The 17,292-nt window shown below is 73.3% G+C and carries 13 protein-coding genes; 5 read left to right on the forward strand and 8 right to left on the reverse strand.

What is annotated here, in order from left to right; genetic code table 11:
* Window positions 1–199: 199 nt before the first annotated feature.
* Together proP and DEI94_RS04170 are read left to right on the forward strand one after the other, a co-directional pair.
* A complete protein-coding gene (gene proP, locus DEI94_RS04165; RefSeq protein WP_111026928.1) occupies window positions 200–1,774 on the forward strand; it encodes a glycine betaine/L-proline transporter ProP in 1,575 nt (524 codons plus the stop codon).
* Between the two features lie 54 nt (window positions 1,775–1,828).
* The gene (locus tag DEI94_RS04170) at window positions 1,829–2,740 is read left to right on the forward strand and encodes a DMT family transporter (RefSeq protein ID WP_111026927.1); all 912 of its coding nucleotides are present in this window, start codon (window positions 1,829–1,831) and stop codon (window positions 2,738–2,740) included.
* An 18-nt stretch (window positions 2,741–2,758) separates the two neighbouring features.
* Here the strand turns inward: DEI94_RS04170 and DEI94_RS04175 are convergent, their stop codons facing one another.
* Window positions 2,759–3,592, reverse strand: a complete 834-nt coding sequence (locus tag DEI94_RS04175) for a dienelactone hydrolase family protein (protein ID WP_111026926.1) — start codon at window positions 3,590–3,592, stop codon at window positions 2,759–2,761.
* 122 nt (window positions 3,593–3,714) lie between these two features.
* The gene (locus DEI94_RS04180; protein WP_111026925.1) at window positions 3,715–4,620 is read right to left on the reverse strand and encodes a CE1 family esterase; all 906 of its coding nucleotides are present in this window, start codon (window positions 4,618–4,620) and stop codon (window positions 3,715–3,717) included.
* A gap of 97 nt (window positions 4,621–4,717) precedes the next feature.
* On the opposite strand from DEI94_RS04180, the gene DEI94_RS04185 reads away from it, so the two are divergent.
* Window positions 4,718–5,062, forward strand: coding sequence for a MerR family transcriptional regulator (locus DEI94_RS04185; protein WP_111026924.1), 345 nt, complete (start codon window positions 4,718–4,720; stop codon window positions 5,060–5,062).
* Window positions 5,063–5,179: 117 nt separating this feature from the next.
* On the opposite strand, the gene DEI94_RS04190 is transcribed toward DEI94_RS04185, so the two are convergent.
* From DEI94_RS04190 to DEI94_RS04205, 4 genes are read right to left on the reverse strand one after another with little or no spacing between them, the layout of a single operon-like run.
* Complete coding sequence (locus DEI94_RS04190; RefSeq protein ID WP_111026945.1) at window positions 5,180–6,952, reverse strand: ATP-binding cassette domain-containing protein; 1,773 nt, start codon at window positions 6,950–6,952, stop codon at window positions 5,180–5,182.
* A gap of 35 nt (window positions 6,953–6,987) precedes the next feature.
* On the reverse strand, window positions 6,988–7,887 hold the full coding sequence (locus DEI94_RS04195; protein ID WP_258378018.1) for an ABC transporter permease: 900 nt from the start codon (window positions 7,885–7,887) through the stop codon (window positions 6,988–6,990).
* Window positions 7,884–9,014 carry an ABC transporter permease gene (locus DEI94_RS04200; RefSeq protein WP_349815162.1) on the reverse strand — a complete coding sequence of 377 codons (1,131 nt, stop codon included), beginning with the start codon at window positions 9,012–9,014 and terminating at the stop codon, window positions 7,884–7,886. The genes DEI94_RS04195 and DEI94_RS04200 overlap by 4 nt, the downstream gene beginning before the upstream one ends.
* Window positions 8,999–10,699 (reverse strand): ABC transporter substrate-binding protein, encoded by a 1,701-nt coding sequence (locus DEI94_RS04205; protein WP_111026923.1) that lies wholly within the window; start codon window positions 10,697–10,699, stop codon window positions 8,999–9,001. Before DEI94_RS04205 ends, DEI94_RS04200 begins: the two co-directional genes overlap by 16 nt.
* Window positions 10,700–10,730: 31 nt before the next feature.
* Here DEI94_RS04205 and DEI94_RS04210 point away from each other — a divergent pair, with 31 nt between their 5' ends.
* The gene (locus DEI94_RS04210; protein WP_111026922.1) at window positions 10,731–11,351 is read left to right on the forward strand and encodes a TetR/AcrR family transcriptional regulator; all 621 of its coding nucleotides are present in this window, start codon (window positions 10,731–10,733) and stop codon (window positions 11,349–11,351) included.
* Window positions 11,352–11,418: 67 nt separating this feature from the next.
* On the opposite strand, the gene DEI94_RS04215 is transcribed toward DEI94_RS04210, so the two are convergent.
* Both DEI94_RS04215 and DEI94_RS04220 read right to left on the reverse strand, forming a co-directional pair.
* Window positions 11,419–12,513 (reverse strand): acyltransferase family protein, encoded by a 1,095-nt coding sequence (locus DEI94_RS04215; protein WP_111011040.1) that lies wholly within the window; start codon window positions 12,511–12,513, stop codon window positions 11,419–11,421.
* A gap of 86 nt (window positions 12,514–12,599) precedes the next feature.
* On the reverse strand, window positions 12,600–13,676 hold the full coding sequence (locus tag DEI94_RS04220; RefSeq protein WP_111026921.1) for a cation diffusion facilitator family transporter: 1,077 nt from the start codon (window positions 13,674–13,676) through the stop codon (window positions 12,600–12,602).
* A gap of 305 nt (window positions 13,677–13,981) precedes the next feature.
* On the opposite strand from DEI94_RS04220, the gene ileS reads away from it, so the two are divergent.
* Entirely contained in the window at window positions 13,982–17,248 is a 3,267-nt protein-coding gene (ileS, locus tag DEI94_RS04225) for an isoleucine--tRNA ligase (protein ID WP_111026920.1), read from the forward strand.
* Window positions 17,249–17,292: the final 44 nt, after the last annotated feature.

Consider the following 17,292-nt stretch of genomic DNA (forward strand, 5'->3'; position numbering starts at 1 on the left):
TCCGTGATGAGGTGCCTGAGTGTTCCGCGCGCTGCGGGTCGGGACAAGGGTACCGGGGCCGGGAGGGTCGGACCAGTCGCCGCCACACGGCGACCACGACAGGCGAGGCGCACACCCTGAGCGGTGAGGACGCGCACGGGCCCACCGATACGGCACTCTGGTACGTGACATTCCACGACGTCCAGGAGGACCAGGACCAGTGACCGCGCCATCGAACGACACCACGACGTCCCGACCGCGCCGCAGGGGAGCGCCGGACCTCGTCCGGTCCGCTCGGCGCCGCCTGACCGCGGACGACGTGACGGTCGTCGACGGTCCGCTGCTCAAGCGCGCGGTCACGGCGGCGGCGCTGGGCAACGCGATGGAGTGGTTCGACTTCGGCGTATTCGCCTACCTCGCCACGACGATCGGGCAGGTGTTCTTCCCGTCGGCGGACCCGACGGCCAGCACGATCTCGGCGTTCGCGACGTTCACCGCCGCGTTCCTGGTCCGACCGCTCGGCGGCGTGGTGTTCGGTCCGCTCGGGGACCGGATCGGGCGACAGCGGGTGCTCGCGCTGACGATGGTGCTCATGGCGGCCGGGACCTTCGCCATCGGGCTGGTGCCCGGGTACGACCGGATCGGGCTGTGGGGTGCGGTCCTCCTCTTGCTCGCCCGGCTGTTGCAGGGGTTCTCGACGGGCGGTGAGTACGGCGGGGCGGCGACGTTCATCGCCGAGTACGCACCGGACCGGCGCCGTGGCGCCCTCGGCGCCTGGCTCGAGTTCGGGACGCTCGGCGGGTACGTGCTCGGCGCCGGGCTCGTGACGGCCCTCCAGGCGACGCTGTCGGACGACGCGCTGCTCGCGTGGGGGTGGCGGGTCCCGTTCCTCGTGGCGGGTCCGCTCGGGGTCATCGGGCTGTACCTGCGTCTCCGGCTCGAGGAGACGCCCGCGTTCCAACGACAGCAGGCCGCGCTCGCTGAACGCGAGGCGGAACGGACCCCGGTCGTGCGCCTGCTCGCCGAACACTGGCGGCCGCTGCTCGTGTGCATCGGGCTGGTGCTCGTGTTCAACGTCACCGACTACATGCTGTTGTCCTACATGCCGACCTACCTGACCGAGACGCTCGGCAGCGACGCCACCGACGGCCTCGTGCTCGTCATCGTCGTGATGGTCGTCATGATGGCGGTGATCGGGCTCGGCGGCCGGCTGTCCGATCGGTTCGGACGGCGCCCCGTGCTCTTCGCGGGCTGCATCGGCTTCATCGTCCTGTCGTGGCCGGCCCTCGCCCTCGTGCAGACCGCGGACCCGTGGCTCGGGTTCTGCGGACTGCTGCTCATGGGACTCGTGCTCGTGACGTTCACGTCGACCATGCCGTCGACGCTGCCCGCGCTGTTCCCGACCGCTGTCCGCTACGGGGCGCTCGCGATCGCGTTCAACGTCTCGGTGTCGTTGTTCGGCGGGACGACACCACTGGTGACCGAGGCGCTCGTCGCGGCCGCTCACGACGCCGGCCTGCCGTGGGCGGACGACGTGCCCGCGCTGTACCTCGTCGTCGCCGCGGTGATCGGGCTGGTCGCGGTGGCCTGCACCACCGAGACCGCACAGGAGCCGCTGCTCGGCTCGGGGCCCACCGTGACCACCGAGGCCGAGGCGTCCGCGGTCATCGAGCAGTACGCCGACCCGACGAGCGCGTTCTCGCGCACGAGCTGGGCGCGAGACTTCGCCACGAGTCAGATCCCGGTGGTGGGGGAGCAGGACGCCCCACGCGATCGCCCTCCGTCCGTTCGGTAGGGTCGACGCACGCTGCCGAGCGGGCGGCGCGACAGCGACGCGCGGAGGTCGGATGTGCTGACCGTGGTCCTCGGGCTGCTCGGCGCCATGACCTACGGGGTGTCCGACTTCCTCGGCGGGGTCGGGTCGCGGACGGCGCGGCCGATCGTGGTCACGGCCATCGCCGCGGTCGTCGGCATCGTGCCGCTCGTGGCCGCCGTCCCCCTGCTGCACGCCCGGTTCACCGGCCACGCGCTCCTGTGGGGGTCCGTCGCCGGGATCGCGGGCTCGGTCGGCGTCCTGCTGCTCTACGCCGCGCTCGCGATCGGGCCGATGAGCGTGCTCTCGCCGGTCACGTCGGTGTTCGCGGCCGTCGTGCCCGTCGTCGTCGGTGTCGTCGCGGGAGTTCGACTCGGGCCGGTGGCGATCGCCGCGATCATCGCCGCCGTCGTGGCCGTCGTGCTCGTCGCCACCTCGGCGAGCGAGTCCTCGACGCCGCTGACCCTCCGCGGCCTCGGGATCGCCGCCGTGTCGGGATGCGGGTTCGGGGTCCTGGTCATCGCCTACGCCCGGACCGACGCAGCGGACGGGATCGCGCCGCTCGTCGTCGCCCGGGTGATCCAGGCGATCGTCATGTGGACGGGCGTGCTCGTCGTCGTCGCACGATCACGACGCGCTGCCGCTGCTGCGCCCGCCGGAGCTGAGGGTTCGCCGGATCGCGCACCGCTCCTCCCGGTCCACCGGCGGTTCTGGGTCGTCGTGGTCGCGTGCGGGTGCTTCGACGCGTCCGCGAACGTGTTCATCCAGGCCGCACTGCACGTGTCCGACGACCCGGCGGCGCTGCCCGTGGTCAGCGTGCTGGACGCGCTCTACCCGATCGGGACGATCCTCCTGGCCGCGATCGTGCTGCGGGAGCGGCTGTCGCGCGTGCAGGTCGCGGGCTTGGTGCTCGGGTTCGCGGCGAGTGCGACGCTGGCACTCGCGTGAGGTCCGCAGTCAGGCAGGCTACGTCTGCTCGCCAGTGCCTGCGGGCGTGAGCCGGTCGCGCAGGAACTGCACCGTGCGGTCGCGGGCCGCGAGTGCGGGATGCCCGGGAACCTCCCGGACCTCGTTGGTGAGCACGGAGTGGGCGTGCGGGCCGAAACCGCCGCTGTTGCCGGGGGACGAGTCGAGCTCGATGACCTCGAAGGCGTCCCCGAGCCGACGCTTGAGTGTCTCGAACCGGGCGCGGGGCACGCTGCCGTCCTCGCTGAACCGCAGGCCGAGTGCACACACCTCGCCGACGGCGGCACGCGCGGCGATGCGGTCGAACTCGGCCGTCGAGACGGGCCCCGGCGCGAGCTTGCGCGCGCGGCCGAGGGGGAACGGGACCGCGGGCTGACTGAGGACCGATGCCCTGACCGTGTCGTCGATCGCCGCCGCCAGCGCGAAGCCTCCGGTGAAGCACATGCCGATCACGCCGACACCCTTTCCCGGTGTCCGAGCCGCGAGGTCCGCGGCGACGGCGCGCAGGAAGTCGGTCACCGGTCGATGCGCGTTCACCGCGAAGGCGCGGAACTCCGCCGAGACGCACAGTTTGGCGACCACGCCGAGGGTGGAGGCGGGCGTCGCCGACCGACCCGGCTCACCGAAGGGCGATGGGACGACGACGGTGAAGCCGCTGTCGACCAGGTGCTCCGCGAGCCCGAGGACCTCGGGCGTGATCCCCGGGATCTCCGGGATGAGGACGACGCCGGGGCCGGTGCCCTTCTCGAAGCAGTCGTACGTCAGACCACCGCCCGTGAACGGTGAGCGCGTCCATCCGGTGAGGTCGGATCGAGGGGCGGTGCTGGCGGGCATGGCGACTCCTTCGTCGGTGGATGCAGCCTAGGGGGCGGTGCTCGGTGGGGGTCCGTGCGGTCACCCGCGCTGCTCGGTCGACCCGCCGCTGCCAGCGCACCGTGCACTTCGTCGCCCGCCACTCACCCGGCGTGCCGGGAGGCCCGACTCCCGTCCTCCGCGCGGCGTCCGCCGATGCCGAAGAACGCCGCGGCCGCGGCCGCCACGGACGAGTCGTGACCGGTGCGCCCGAGGACGAAGGGCGCCCGCTTCGGCCCGGGGACCGTGTGCCCGCCCCGGTGGACCGTGACCAGGCGGACGGGCATGCGCCCGTCCTCCCGGTGGTCGACCTGCTCCATCCACGTCGATCCGTGCCCGTCGGAGGGGATCCGGTCCACGACCCCCGGCGTGCTGATGCCGTTGCGCCGGGCGAAGTACGCGGCCGTGTCGCGTGCCGACAGGGCGCTGCCGCCGACCTTGAAGAAGCGCTGTGCCCACGGCTTCATCGCGCCACCGGCGTAGGGCGCGATCGGGTCGGCCGTGCCGTGCACGAGCAGGATCGGGAGCGGCGTCGTGGCAGGTGTCTCGGTGGGGAGCAGGAAATCGTCGCGCGTGGGCATCGTCGCGGCGACGACCGTGACGCCGGCCAGCAGTTCCGGTACCTCGTGCACCAGGCGCGTGGCCATCTGGCCGCCGTTCGAGTAGCCGATGACGAACACCCGGTCCGGGTCGATGCCGTGGGTCGCCCCGAGGTCCCGGATCACGGCGCGGACGAACCCGACGTCGTCGATCCCCTCGAGTCGCGCCGGGAACCCGCTCTGCCGTCGGGCGTCGTTCCAGTTCCCGCGGTACCCGTCGAGGTACACGACCACGGCCGTGCCGCTCGCCGCGAACGCGTCGTACATGCCGCCCGTGAAAGCGCGGTGCTTCGCGCCGGTCTGCTTCGACCCGTGCAGGACGAGGACGAGGTCTCGGGCCTGCTGGGCCTCCGGATCGCCCACGATCGTCATCGTCCGCTGCCTGCCGTCCACGTCGATGGTGCTGCGCATGCCCGTCCTCCTCGTGCTCGTGTGCCCTGCTGTGTGCGGTCGGGACCGACGCTAGAGTCTGACACCGTGTCAAGGTCAAGCGAGCCGGAGGCGGCGGATGAACATCGGTGAGCTGAGTGCACGGTCCGGCGTCAGCGCCCGCTCGTTGCGGTACTACGAGCAGCAGGGACTCCTCAGCGCTCGCCGCAGCCCGAACGGCTACCGGACGTACACCGACGACGCCGTCGAGAAGGCGCGGGTCATCCGGACGATGTTCGAGATCGGGTTCTCGCGCGAGGACGTCCGGGCGGTCATCCCCTGCGCGACCGGGCGGCACGACACGGTCGACCGCCGCGCCGTCCGGGGCACGGTCGAGCGGATGCGCGACGACATGTCCGAGCGGATCGACGAGCTCGTCAGGACGCGTGCGGCGTTGACGGAGTTCCTCGAGCGCGCGGTGTGACCGCGCGGCGTGCGACCGCGGGAGGCGACTGCGGGGAGCGACAGCGCGGGGCGCGACAGCGGGAGAGCGACAGCGCGGGCGCGAGATGCGCGCCGGTCCTGACCGCTGACGCCCGACCTACCCCGCCGCCAGCCGCTCCGCCGCCGCCAGGAGCCGCGCCGTGACCGGGTGCGCCGGCCGCCCGAACACCCGATCGGCCCGCCCGGCCTCGACCACCCGCCCGGCGTCGAGCACCAGCACGTCGTCGCTCATCCGCCGCACCGCCGCCAGGTCGTGCGAGACGAAGAGCATCGCCGTCCCGGTCTCGCGCTGCAGCCGCTCGAGCAGCGCGAGCACCGCGTCCTGCACGGTGGCGTCGAGCGCGGTGACGGGTTCGTCGAGGAGCAGCAGGTCCGGCCCGGTCGCCAGGGCCCGGGCGATCGCGAGCCGCTGCCGTTGCCCGCCGGACAGGGTGCGGGGACCGCGGGGCCGGAGCGCGGGGTCGAGGTCGACCCGGCGGAGGGCGGCGTCCACGGCGTCGGCGACCGCACCGGCGGCACGTCGAGCGCGTCCCGCGGTGAGTGCGTCGACGAGCACCCGCTCGACGCTCCATCGCTCGTCGAACGTCGACCCGGGGTCCTGCACGACGGCGGCGATCCGGTGACGACGTGCCCGCCGCGCGGCTTCCGGGAGGGGCGCCCAGGCCGCGCCGTCGAGTCGCACCCGTCCGGTGGCCGGGTCCGTCAGCCCGAGGAGCACCCGGGCGAGTGTCGTCTTGCCCGACCCGGATGCGCCGACGACCCCGAGCGTCCGGCCCCGAGCCAGCGCCAGATCGACGTGCTCGAGCACGCTCCGTCCGTCGTACCGAGCGCCGAGGTCCTCGCCGACGAGCACCGGCTCAGGGGCGGCTGACGAGGCCGGAGGCACGGCGTGCCCGGCAGGACCGGCGCCGACCGCGGGACCGGCGCCGACCGCAGGACCGGCGCCGACCGCAGGACCGGCGCCGACCGCAGGATCGGCAGGCACCGCGGGATCGGCCGTCGCTGCAGGCGGGGCCGCCATCGCGGAACCGGCGGTCCCACCGACCGGATCGGCAACCTCGGAACCCCAGCGCACCGCGACGCGCGCGTGCTCGGCCGCGGCGACGAGCGCCCGCGTCACGGGATGGCGGGGCGTCCGCAGGACGGAGGTCGTGCCGCCGGTCTCCACGATCCTCCCGTCCGTCATGACGGCGACGCGGTCGGCCCAGCCCGCGACGAGGCCCATGTCGTGCGTGATGAGGAGGAGTCCGGCGCCGGTGTCCCGGACCTGCCGCAGGGTCTCCATGACCGTCACGGCGATCCCCGCGTCGAGTGCGGTGGTCGGCTCGTCGGCGATCACGAGTGTGGGACCACCGACGATCGCGGCGGCGATGAGCGCCCGCTGCCGCATCCCGCCGGACAGGGTGTCGGCGCGCCGTCCGTCGCGGGCGAGCGCGGGGTCGAGACCGACCCGGTCGAGCGTGGCGGCGACCCGGTCCAGCCGCTCGCGCGCAGTGAGTCCGGTGTGGAGGCGGAGGGCGTCGGCGACCTCGCGGCCGACGGGGCGGAGCGGGTCGAGCGCGCCGAGGGCCTCCTGGCCGACGTACCCGACGCGATGGCCGCGGATCCGGCGCCACCGTCGCTCCGACGCGGTCCGCAGGTCCGCGCCGTCGAGCTCGAGCCGCCCCGCGGTGACGCGGGCGCCGGGTGTCGAGAGCCCGAGGAGGGCCCGCGCCGTCACCGACTTGCCCGACCCGGACGGGCCGACGAGCGCGACGCACTCGCCGGGCGCGATGCGGAGGTCCACGCCGCTGACGACGGTCCGGCCGTCGATCGCCACGGCGAGGTCGGTGACGTCGAGGACCGGGAGGCCCGCGTCCGGCGTGTCCACGGACGCACCGCCGGCGACGGGTGACCCGCCCGCGCTCACCGCGGTACCCCGAGTCCGCGGAGGCGACGCCCGAGGACGGTGACCGCGGCCGCGGTGACGACGATCGCGAGCCCCGGGAAGGCGCTCGTCCACGGGGCGGTGTCGAGGTAGGTCCGGCCGTCGGCGAGCATCGCGCCCCACTCCGGCGCCGGCGGCGGGGTCCCGAGGCCGAGGTAGCTCAGGGCCGACGCCCACACGACCGCCTGCCCGACGCCGAGGGTGCCGACGGCGACGATCGGCCACAGCGCGGTCGGCAGCACGTGGTGCACGACGATCCACGTCGGGCGCCGTCCGAGCAGCACGGCGGTCTCGGCCACGGAGGACGCCCGCGCGGTGCGGACGAGCCCCCGGACGATGCGCCCGTACCCGGGGGCGGTGGCGAACCCGACGGCGATCGTCGCGGGGACCGCACCCGGCCCGGTCACGGTGATGACGACGAGCGCGACGAGCAGGATCGGCAGGGCGAACCCGACCTCGAGCACCCGTCCGACCACGGCGTCGGCGATCCGGCCGCCGAGCCCCGCGACGAGCCCGAGGAGGACCCCGGCGACGCCGCCGACGAGTGTCGCGACGACGCCGACGGTCAGCGAGGCGCGGGTTCCGGCGACCACGCGCGCGAGGACGTCGCGGCCCGACTCGTCGGTGCCGAACGGATGGAGCGGGGACGGCGCGAGCAACGCCTGCGCAGGGTGCACCGCCAGCGGGTGGGCGCCGCCGAGTGCGGCCGGCCAGACGGCGGCGAGGACGGCGAGGAGCGCCACGACGGCGGCGACGCTCCCGGACGGTCCGAGGGCGCGGACCGTGCGTCGCCATGCGGTGCCCGGCGCGCCGACGGTCCCGGGGACGGCATCGTCCACGCCGGCCGCCGGGAGGCCCGGGTCGACGATCCCGGTCACGGAGCGGCCCGCCCCGTGGTCGGCCGGGGAGCACCCGGGCGGGGCCGGCGGGTGCGTCGGACGGACGAGCCGGTCGGTCCCGTGCGGGTCACCCGCGGGTCGACGACGCGTTCGACGAGGTCCGCGACCGCGAGCACCACGACGTACGCGAGGGCGGACACGAGCGCGATCCCGGCGACCAGGGGCATGTCCCGCTCGGTCACGGCGCCGACGAGACTCCGTCCGATGCCGGGGAGTGCGAACACGGACTCGACGACGACCGCGCCGGACACGAGCGACCCGAAGGCCCAGGCGCTCAGGGCGATCCCCGGCAACGCCGCGTGCCGCAGCAGGTGCCGGGAGAACAGGCCGACGGGGGACTCGCCTCGCGCTCGCGCCGCGAGGGCGAACGCGGACCGCTCGGCGTCGAGCACACCGTCGCGGATCGTCTGCGCCAGGTAGCCGGCCACGGGGACCGCGACCGTGACGGCCGGGAGCACCCATCCGCCGACCGTGCCGTCGCTCACCGCGGGGGCCCATCCGAGCCCGGTCGCGAACACGACGATGAGCACGCTGCCGAGCCAGAAGTGCGGCGTCACGCTCGCCGCGACCGCGATCCCCGACGTCAGGGCGGCGGCGATCCGCCCGCGACGGGTCGACCACCACGCGGCGACGACGGCCAACGCCCACGCGACGACGAGTCCGGCGAGCGCGAGCGTCAGGGTGACCGGGAGCTCCTGGGCGAGCAGGGCGGCGACCGGTGTGTGGAAGGTGTACGAGTCGCCGAGCCGCCCGGTCGCCAGCCGTCCGAGGAACACCGCGTACTGCACGACGACGGGGCGGTCGAGCCCGTACTCGGCGCGGACGTGCGCGACCGCGGCGGCCGAGGCCTGCGATCCGGGCCCGCCGAGGATCGCCTGCGCGGGGTCGCCGGGGATCGCACGGATCGCGACGAACACGATCGTCGCCACGGCCCAGAGGACGACGACCGCCCCGACGACCCGGCGCGCCAGCCAGGCCGCGGCGGTGCCGAGCCGGACCGGGGGAACGGGGTCGGGCCTCCCGGCCGGAGCGGCCGGACCGGTCGGAGTGGCCGGACCGGTCGGAGCGGCCGGACCGGTCGCGCCGTCCGTCAGTGGTCGATCCACGCGGTCCCGAAGTCCGGGGTGCTCACCGACGTGGTCGTGATGCCGTGGACGCTCGACCGGTACAGGAACTGGTTCTGCTGGTCGTACAGCGGCAGCACGGTGCGGCTCGTGAGGATCCGGTGCTGCGCCTCGGCGTAGAGCGTGGACCGCGTGGTCGGGTCCGTCGTGCGGGCGGCCTGTTCGAGCTCGGCGTCGAGCTGGGGCTCGGACAGCTGCGCGAGGTTCGCGAAGTACCCGGACGGCGCGGGCGTGATGCTCGCGCTGTCGTACAGGATCCGGAGCACGTCCGGGCCGACCTTCGTGTACGGGGCACTGACGACGTCGTAGTGGTTCGCGGCGAGTGCGGCGTACCAGCTGGACAGGTCGAGCTGTTCGATGCGGACGTCGAAGCCGACGGCCTTCTCGGACGCCTGGATCTGCTGGAAGAGGCTGCGCTCGGCCGGGATCGACTGGTTCGTCGACACCGGGAACGTGACGGTGAGCCGCTGGCCGTCCTTCGTGCGGACGCCGTCCGACCCGACCTTCCAGCCGTCCGCGTCGAGCAGGCGCTTCGCGGTTGCGGGCGAGGAACCGAACAGCCGTTTGTCGCTCACGGCGAGCGGCTCGACGCTCGACAGGACGGAGTACGACCGCTTCGCCGTGCCGAGGAACAGGGAGCGGATGCCCGGATCGATCTGCGCGCCGGCGATGAACGCCTTGCGCACCTGCTCGTCGCGGAACACCCCGTGGCCGGAGTTGAGCTCGAGCCGGTTCGAGGCGCCGGGCCGCGGGGCGTCGAGGTCACGGATGCTCCCCGTCGAGCTCGCCGCGTGCAGCTGGTCGGGCTGGGCGTTGTCGATGACGTCGACCTGGCCGGACTTCAGCGCCGCGTAGCGCGAGGTCGAGTCGGGCAGGAACCGCCAGGTGATCCCGGACAGCCGGGGCTTCGTGCTCGAGTTCCCGAGCGGCGTGAAGTGCGTGTTCCGGGTGAGGCTGACGTGGTCGCCGTGCACCCACTTCGTCACCATGAACGGACCCGTCCCCACCGGGCTGGCGCAGTTGGTCGCCTGCGAGCGGGCCAGCGCCGTCGGCGACTCGATCCCGACCCACGGCTGCGACAGCGACTCGAGCAGGGCGCTGTCCGGGCGGCTGAGGCGCAGCGTCACCGTGTGGGCGTCGGTCGCGGTCGCCGTCGTGATCGCGCCGAGGGCCAGGTACCCGGTGCTCGACGCGGTCGCCGGGTCCTGCACGTGCTCGATGTTCCGGACGACGGCGGCCGCGTCGAACGGCGTCCCGTCGCTGAACGCGACGCCCTCGCGCAGGTGGAAGGTCCAGGTGCGGCCGTCGCTGCTCGTGGTCCAGCTCGTCGCGAGGGCGGGCTGCGCCTTCCGGTCGCTGCCCATGGTGACGAGCTCCTCGATGTACTGCGACGCGAGGAGCGCCTGCGGGTAGTTGCCACCGACGTGCGGATCGAGGCAGGTCGGTTCGGCGTCGCCGGACGCGTACACGAGCGTCCCGCCGTGCGTGGGCGTGCTGCTGGCGCTCGGGCTCCCGCCGGAACACGCGGCGACGGCCAGGAGGACCGCGGTCGCGCCCGCCACGGTCGTCGCGGTGCGCGCGACGCGCTTCGAGCGGGTGCGGATCAGCGGGGGAGCGACCGCGGCGCGAACGGCGGAGGCGATTTTGTGCACCGAGTCCAAGAACATGTCCGGGTGAGTCTAGCGGTTGAATGGGGGCATGGCCGATCCGGAGGACCCACAGGCGGAGCGTGTGCGCCGAGCCGGCCGCCCGCGGCGCTCCTCGGCAGTGGTGCTCGCCGACGCCGCCGCCGAGCTCTTCCTCGAGCAGGGGTACGCCGGCACGACGGTCGACCACATCGCGCAGCGCGCCGGGGTGAGTCGCGCCACGTTCTTCAACTACTTCACCGCGAAGTCCGACGTCATGTGGCTGGAACTCGACGAGGCCGTGCGCGAGATCCCCGCGCTCCTCCGCGTGTCCGAGGAGCGCTCGCCGGTCCGGGCCGTCGAGGACGCCCTGCTCGCCGCGGCCCGGCGGCACGACCCCCAGCGGGTGCCGTGGTCGATCGCCCAGGCCGAGGTCATGCGGATCGGCCCCGAGCTGGTGCAGAGCGCCGCGGCCCGGATCATGGGGCAGCACAGTGCGGTCGCCGCGTTCGTCGCCGACCGCATCGGCGAGCGTCCGAGCGGGTTGTGGCCCCAGACGGTCAGCGGCGCGATGCTCGGCGCGGCGGCCGCGGCGTTCGGGGTGTGGGTCGCCGACGGGGTCGGGCGTGGACCCCTCGTCGAGTACGTGGCCGCGGCGCTCACCCCCGTCGCCGCGGGACTGGACGCGCGGTAGCACGCCCGCTGGACCCGTCCGGCGTCCCCTCGGGATCGTCCGGTGCTCCCTCGCCCCAGGTCGGCGCTCAGACGGCCACGGCGACCGGTCGTCGGTGCCGACGCGCGAGCCCCGCGCCCGCCCAGCGGTCCCCGGCGACCGCGAGCGCGAGGAGCGTCACGGCGGCCACCGCGAACGGTACCGGTCCGGTGTGCGGGAACCCCCACTGCACGAGCAACGGCCAGTGGAACACGTACAGCCCGTACGAGATCGACGCCAGGAACGCGGACGGCGCCGCGACGCGGGCCAGGCCCCGGCCGAGCGCAGCGGCGAGGGCGGGCCGTGCCCGCAGCGTCGGCGCCACGACCGCGACGAGCGTCACCAGGGCCGTGGCCACACCGAAGTGCCGGACCATGAGCAGGGGGTAGGCCGCGAATCCGCCCCCGGTACCCGATCGGAGCGTCGTGCCCACGGCGAGCGCCGTGAGCGCCGTGAGCCAGAGCAGCTCCGGGGCGAGCGCGCGCGGACCGACCCGGTCCTGGAGGAACGCACGCGCCATCGCCGCGCCGGCCCACCACACGAGCAGGTACGCGAGCACGAGCACGGCGTGCCCGGGGTGCACCGTGTAGGCCGCGAACGCCGCGAGCGACACCGCACCGACGAGGTGGGGGGTCAGTCGCGGCCACCGGTGCAGTGCCGACGCGAGGAGCGGGAACACCAGGTAGAAGGCGATCTCGTACGACAGCGACCACAGGGCGAGGTTGTGGAACGGCGGGTCGACGATGACCCCCGGCTTCAGCGCCCCGTTGTCCTGCAGCGCCACGAGGGTGCCGAGGACCTGCCCGGGGTGGAACTCGGCCACGAGGTCGCGGTCCGCCGCCGCGACCCCGATCGACAGCACCAGTGCGAGCACGAGCGGCGGGTAGATCCGACGGAGACGCCGGAACAGGTACGCGCCGACCCCGCCGCGCCGGTCGAACTCGTTGGCGTACACGACGAACCCGCTGAGCAGGAAGAAGACCATGACGGCCTCCTGCCCGAACGCGAACACGTCGCGCAGGACCACGGGTCCGCCGTAGGCGTTGACCGACACGAGGTGGTGGGCGACGACCTCGAGCGCCGCGAGTCCGCGCACCGCGTCGAGGAACACCCGCAGGCCGCGGGGGAGTGCCGGTCGCGCCATCGGGACCTCCCGTCCGTCGACGCTGATGGTCCTCGGGGGCCGGTGGGGCCGTTCCCAGCACCCCTGGGACGGTCGTGGAGGCCCGGTCAGGCGCGGAGGGTGCGCCCGTCGCCCGTGGCGACCTCCTCGAGGGTGCCGTCCTCGACGATCTCCGGCACGTCGCCGTCGTTGTCCGGCACCAGGCTGGCGTCGCCCGGCTGCGAGAGCGTGAGCACGGCCTCCTCGATGTAGGGGCTCGACTCGAGCTGTTCCTCGACCGCACGCAGCCGGAGCGCGACCTGCTCCTCGCGCTCGTTGCCCGCCATGTCGATCGCCGCGACGAGGTACACCCGGCTCGGCCCGACGAACTCGAGGTGCAGGTACGTCACACGCTCCACCTCGGGCTTGCGGAGGATCTCCGCGAGCACGGCGTCCTCGAGCTCGGGCGACGTCGACTCCCCGATGAGGAACCGCCGGTTCCGGTCGATGAGCACCACCGCGACCACGCCGAGCAGCACCCCGACGGCGATCGAGCCGAGCGCGTCCCACACGGCAGACCCGGTCAGCTGGTGCAGGAGCAGGCCGAGGAACGCGAGGACGAGACCGACGAGTGCCGCGGAGTCCTCGGCGAACACCGCGCGGAGCGTCGGGTTCGAGGACTGGAGCACGTGCCGGAGGATCGGCACCCGGCGTCGGGTCGCCGCGCCGTGGGCCTGCCGGAACGCCTGCAGGAAGCTCGTGCCCTCGAGGCACGCGGAGACCGCGAGCACGATGTAGCCGATGAGGACGTCGCGCGGCGGTTCGTCCGAGGTCAGCTCGCTGATCCCGTGGTAGATCGACACGATCGCGCCGGCCGTGAACAGCCCGAACGCCGCGAACATCGACCAGATGTAGGTCTCGCGGCCGTAGCCGAGCGGGTGGTCGGCGTCGCGCTGCTTGGCGCCCCGGCGCTCGGCGATGAGCAGGAAGACCTCGTTGCCGGTGTCCGCCCACGAGTGCGCCGCCTCGGCGACCATCGACGCCGAACCGGTCAACAACGACGCGAACGTCTTGGCGAGGGCCACGAGCAGGTTCGCGGCGAAGGCGATGACGACCGTGAGCAGGCTCTCGGGCTTCGGGGCGCCCGAGGCCGCCGCGTCCGGGTGGTCCGTGCTCTTGCGGTCCTCGGTCGCGTCGCTCACCATGCCTCCAGTCTGCTCCGCGGGCGGTACGATCGTCCCAGCGGCGTCGATCCGGCCATCACCGGGGAGCCTTCGGAAGAACACCATCCGTCCTCCGCGAGCGTCCCCGGGCGCGAGCGGGAGTCGGGCGGCCACTAGAACCGAACGGGTCGGGTCCGTCACAGCCTGAGCAACGAGCGGTGGTCCGCGCGACGGGAGCAGTGCCTCCCGGCCGTGGCCGCAATCGAGGTGGTACCGCGCCGCCGGGTCGAGTCGACCGGGTGGCGTCCTCGTCGACAGCACGCACACGACCACTCGCCGAGGACCAGATGCGCTACCCCTTGAACGACCCGGACGCCGCCGGCGTCACCCCGTCCCCCTCGTTCCCCGAGGTCGAGCGCGGCGTCCTCGCCTTCTGGCAGCGCGACGACACGTTCCGGGCCTCGGTCGAGCAGCGGCAGGGCTGCGACGAGTGGGTGTTCTACGACGGCCCGCCGTTCGCGAACGGACTCCCGCACTACGGGCACCTGCTCACCGGCTACGCCAAGGACGTCTTCCCGCGGTTCCAGACGATGCGCGGCAAGCAGGTGCACCGCCGGTTCGGGTGGGACACCCACGGACTGCCGGCCGAACTCGAGGCCATGCGCCAGCTCGGCATCACCGAGAAGCACGAGATCGACGACATGGGCATCGACGTGTTCAACGCGGCGGCGCGTCGGTCCGTGCTCCAGTACACCGACGAGTGGCGCGACTACGTCACCCGCCAGGCACGCTGGGTCGACTTCGACGACGACTACAAGACGCTCGACGTCACGTTCATGGAGAGCGTGCTGTGGGCGTTCAAGTCGCTCTGGGACAAGGGCCTGGCGTACGAGGGCTTCCGCGTGCTGCCCTACTGCTGGAACGACCAGACGCCGCTGTCGAACCACGAGCTCCGCATGGACGACGACGTCTACCAGCAGCGCCAGGACCAGTCGGTGACCGTCGCGTTCCCGTTCACCGGCGCCCGCGCCGAGGAGCTCGGGCTCTCGGGCGTCCGCGCGCTCGCGTGGACGACGACGCCATGGACCCTGCCGACGAACGCGGCGCTCGCCGTGGGCCCCGCCATCGAGTACGTGCTCGTGCCGGCCGGTCCGGACGGCGCAGCCGACGGGACCGCGGCAGGCACCGCGTCGTTCCTGCTCGCCGGCGACACGCTCGCCGCGTACGCCAAGGACCTCGGCTACGGCTCCGCCGAGGAGGCCCGTGCCGCGGTCACCCGCACCGTCACCGGTGCCGAGCTCGACGGCGTCGCGTACGAGCGGCTGTGGGACTTCTACGTCGACGTCGAGGGCATGGAGAACGCCTGGCAGGTGCTCGTCGCCGAGTACGTCGCCACGGGCGAGGGCACGGGCATCGTGCACCAGGCACCGGCCTACGGCGAGGACGACCAGGCCGTCTGTTCGGCGGCGGGCATCCCGACGATCCTCTCCCTCGACGACGGCGGGCTGTTCCTGCCGCAGGTGGACCTCGTCGCGGGCCAGCTGTGGTCCGACGCGAACAAGCCGCTGACGCAGGAGCTCCGCGCGATGGGGCGGCTGCTCCGGGTCGCCTCGTACGAGCACAGCTACCCGCACTGCTGGCGCTGCCGGAACCCGCTCATCTACAAGGCCGTGTCGAGCTGGTTCATCCGGGTCACCGACTTCCGGGACCGCATGGGCGAGCTCAACGAGCAGATCACCTGGGTGCCCGAGAACGTCAAGGACGGCCAGTTCGGCAAGTGGGTCGAGGGCGCTCGTGACTGGTCGATCTCGCGCAACCGGTACTGGGGTTCGCCGATCCCGGTGTGGAAGAGCGACGACCCCGCCTACCCGCGCGTTGACGTGTACGGATCCCTCGCCGACCTCGAACGCGACTTCGGGCGCCTGCCCCTGAACGACGCCGGCGAGCCGGATCTGCACCGCCCGTTCATCGACGAGCTGACGAGGCCGAACCCCGACGACCCGACCGGCCGCTCCACGATGCGCCGGATCACCGACGTGTTCGACGTCTGGTTCGATTCCGGGTCGATGCCGTACGCCCAGGTGCACTACCCCTTCGAGAACCGCGAGTGGTTCGACACCCACAACCCGGCCGACTTCATCGTCGAGTACATCGGACAGACGCGCGGCTGGTTCTACGTCATGCACGCGCTGGCGACGGCCCTGTTCGACCGTCCGGCGTTCTCGAACGTCATCAGCCACGGCATCGTGCTCGGGTCCGACGGCCAGAAGATGTCGAAGAGCCGGCGGAACTACCCCGACGTCAACGAGGTCTTCGACCGCGACGGCGCCGACGCCATGCGGTGGTTCCTCATGTCGTCCTCGGTGATCCGCGGTGGGAACCTCGTCGTCACCGAAGAGGGGATCCGCCAGGGCGTCCGCGAGTTCCTGCTGCCCCTCTGGTCGACCTACTACTTCTTCACCCTCTACGCGAACGCGTCGGGGGACGACGGGTACCACGCCACCTGGCGCACCGACTCGACGGACGTGCTCGACCGGTACCTGCTCGCGCGCACCCGGCAGCTCGTGCTCGACGTCACGGCGCACCTCGAGGCCCTCGACACCCCGCTGGCCACCCTCGCGGTCCGCGACTTCGCCGACGTCCTCACGAACTGGTACGTCCGGCGGTCCCGTGACAAGTTCTGGGCGGGTGCCGGGTCCTCGGACGCCGCCCGCGATGCCTTCGACACGCTGTACACGGTCCTCGAGACCCTGACGCGCGTCGCCGCGCCGCTCGCGCCGCTCGTCGCGGACGAGGTCTGGAGGGGCCTCACCGGTGGGCGCAGCGTCCACCTCGAGGACTGGCCGGACGCCGAGGCGTTCCCCGCCGACGACGCCCTCGTCGCCGCGATGGACCGCGTCCGCGACGTCGCGTCGAAGGGCCTCGCGCTCCGCAAGGCGACCGGCAAGCGGGTCCGTCTGCCGCTCGCGACCCTGACCGTCGTCACCGCGGATCCCGCCGGGCTCGAGCCGTTCGCCGACATCCTCCGCGACGAGCTGAACGTCAAGCGCGTCGTGCTCGAGCAGCAGGCCGAGGAGTCGCTGGCGCAGTACGGCATCGAGCGGAAGCTCACGGTGAACGCCCGTGCCGCGGGTCCCCGCATCGGGAAGCTCGTGCAGCAGGTGATCCCGGCGGCCAAGCGCGGTGACTGGACCGCCACCGCCGACGGCGTCACGGTCGGCGGCGTCGACCTGGTCGAGGGGGAGTACACGCTCGACCTCACCGTGGCCGACCCGACGAGCGCGGTGGCGTTCCTCGAGGGCAGTGGCTTCGTCGTGCTCGACACCGTGACGACCCCGGAGCTGGAGGCCGAGGGCCTGGCCCGCGACGTCGTGCGTGCGGTGCAGCAGGCGCGTCGGGACGCCGGGCTCGACGTCAGCGACCGCATCGTCCTGCGGCTCGAGGCCGACGAGGCTGCGAGCAGCGCGATCGAGGCGCACCATGGACTCATCGCGCAGGAGACCTTGAGCAGCCGGCTCGAGCAGGTCGTCTCCGCGCTGGACGACGACGACCCCGGCGTCGAGCACGTCGGCGACGGCGCGCTCGTCCGGGTGGAGGTGACCCGCGTTGGCTGAGATCGGCAACGGTACGAACCCCTACGGCGACGACGACGCGTACG

Origin of the sequence: Curtobacterium sp. MCBD17_040 (assembly GCF_003234805.2) — a bacterium.
In the GTDB taxonomy this organism is placed as follows: Bacteria; Actinomycetota; Actinomycetes; order Actinomycetales; family Microbacteriaceae; genus Curtobacterium.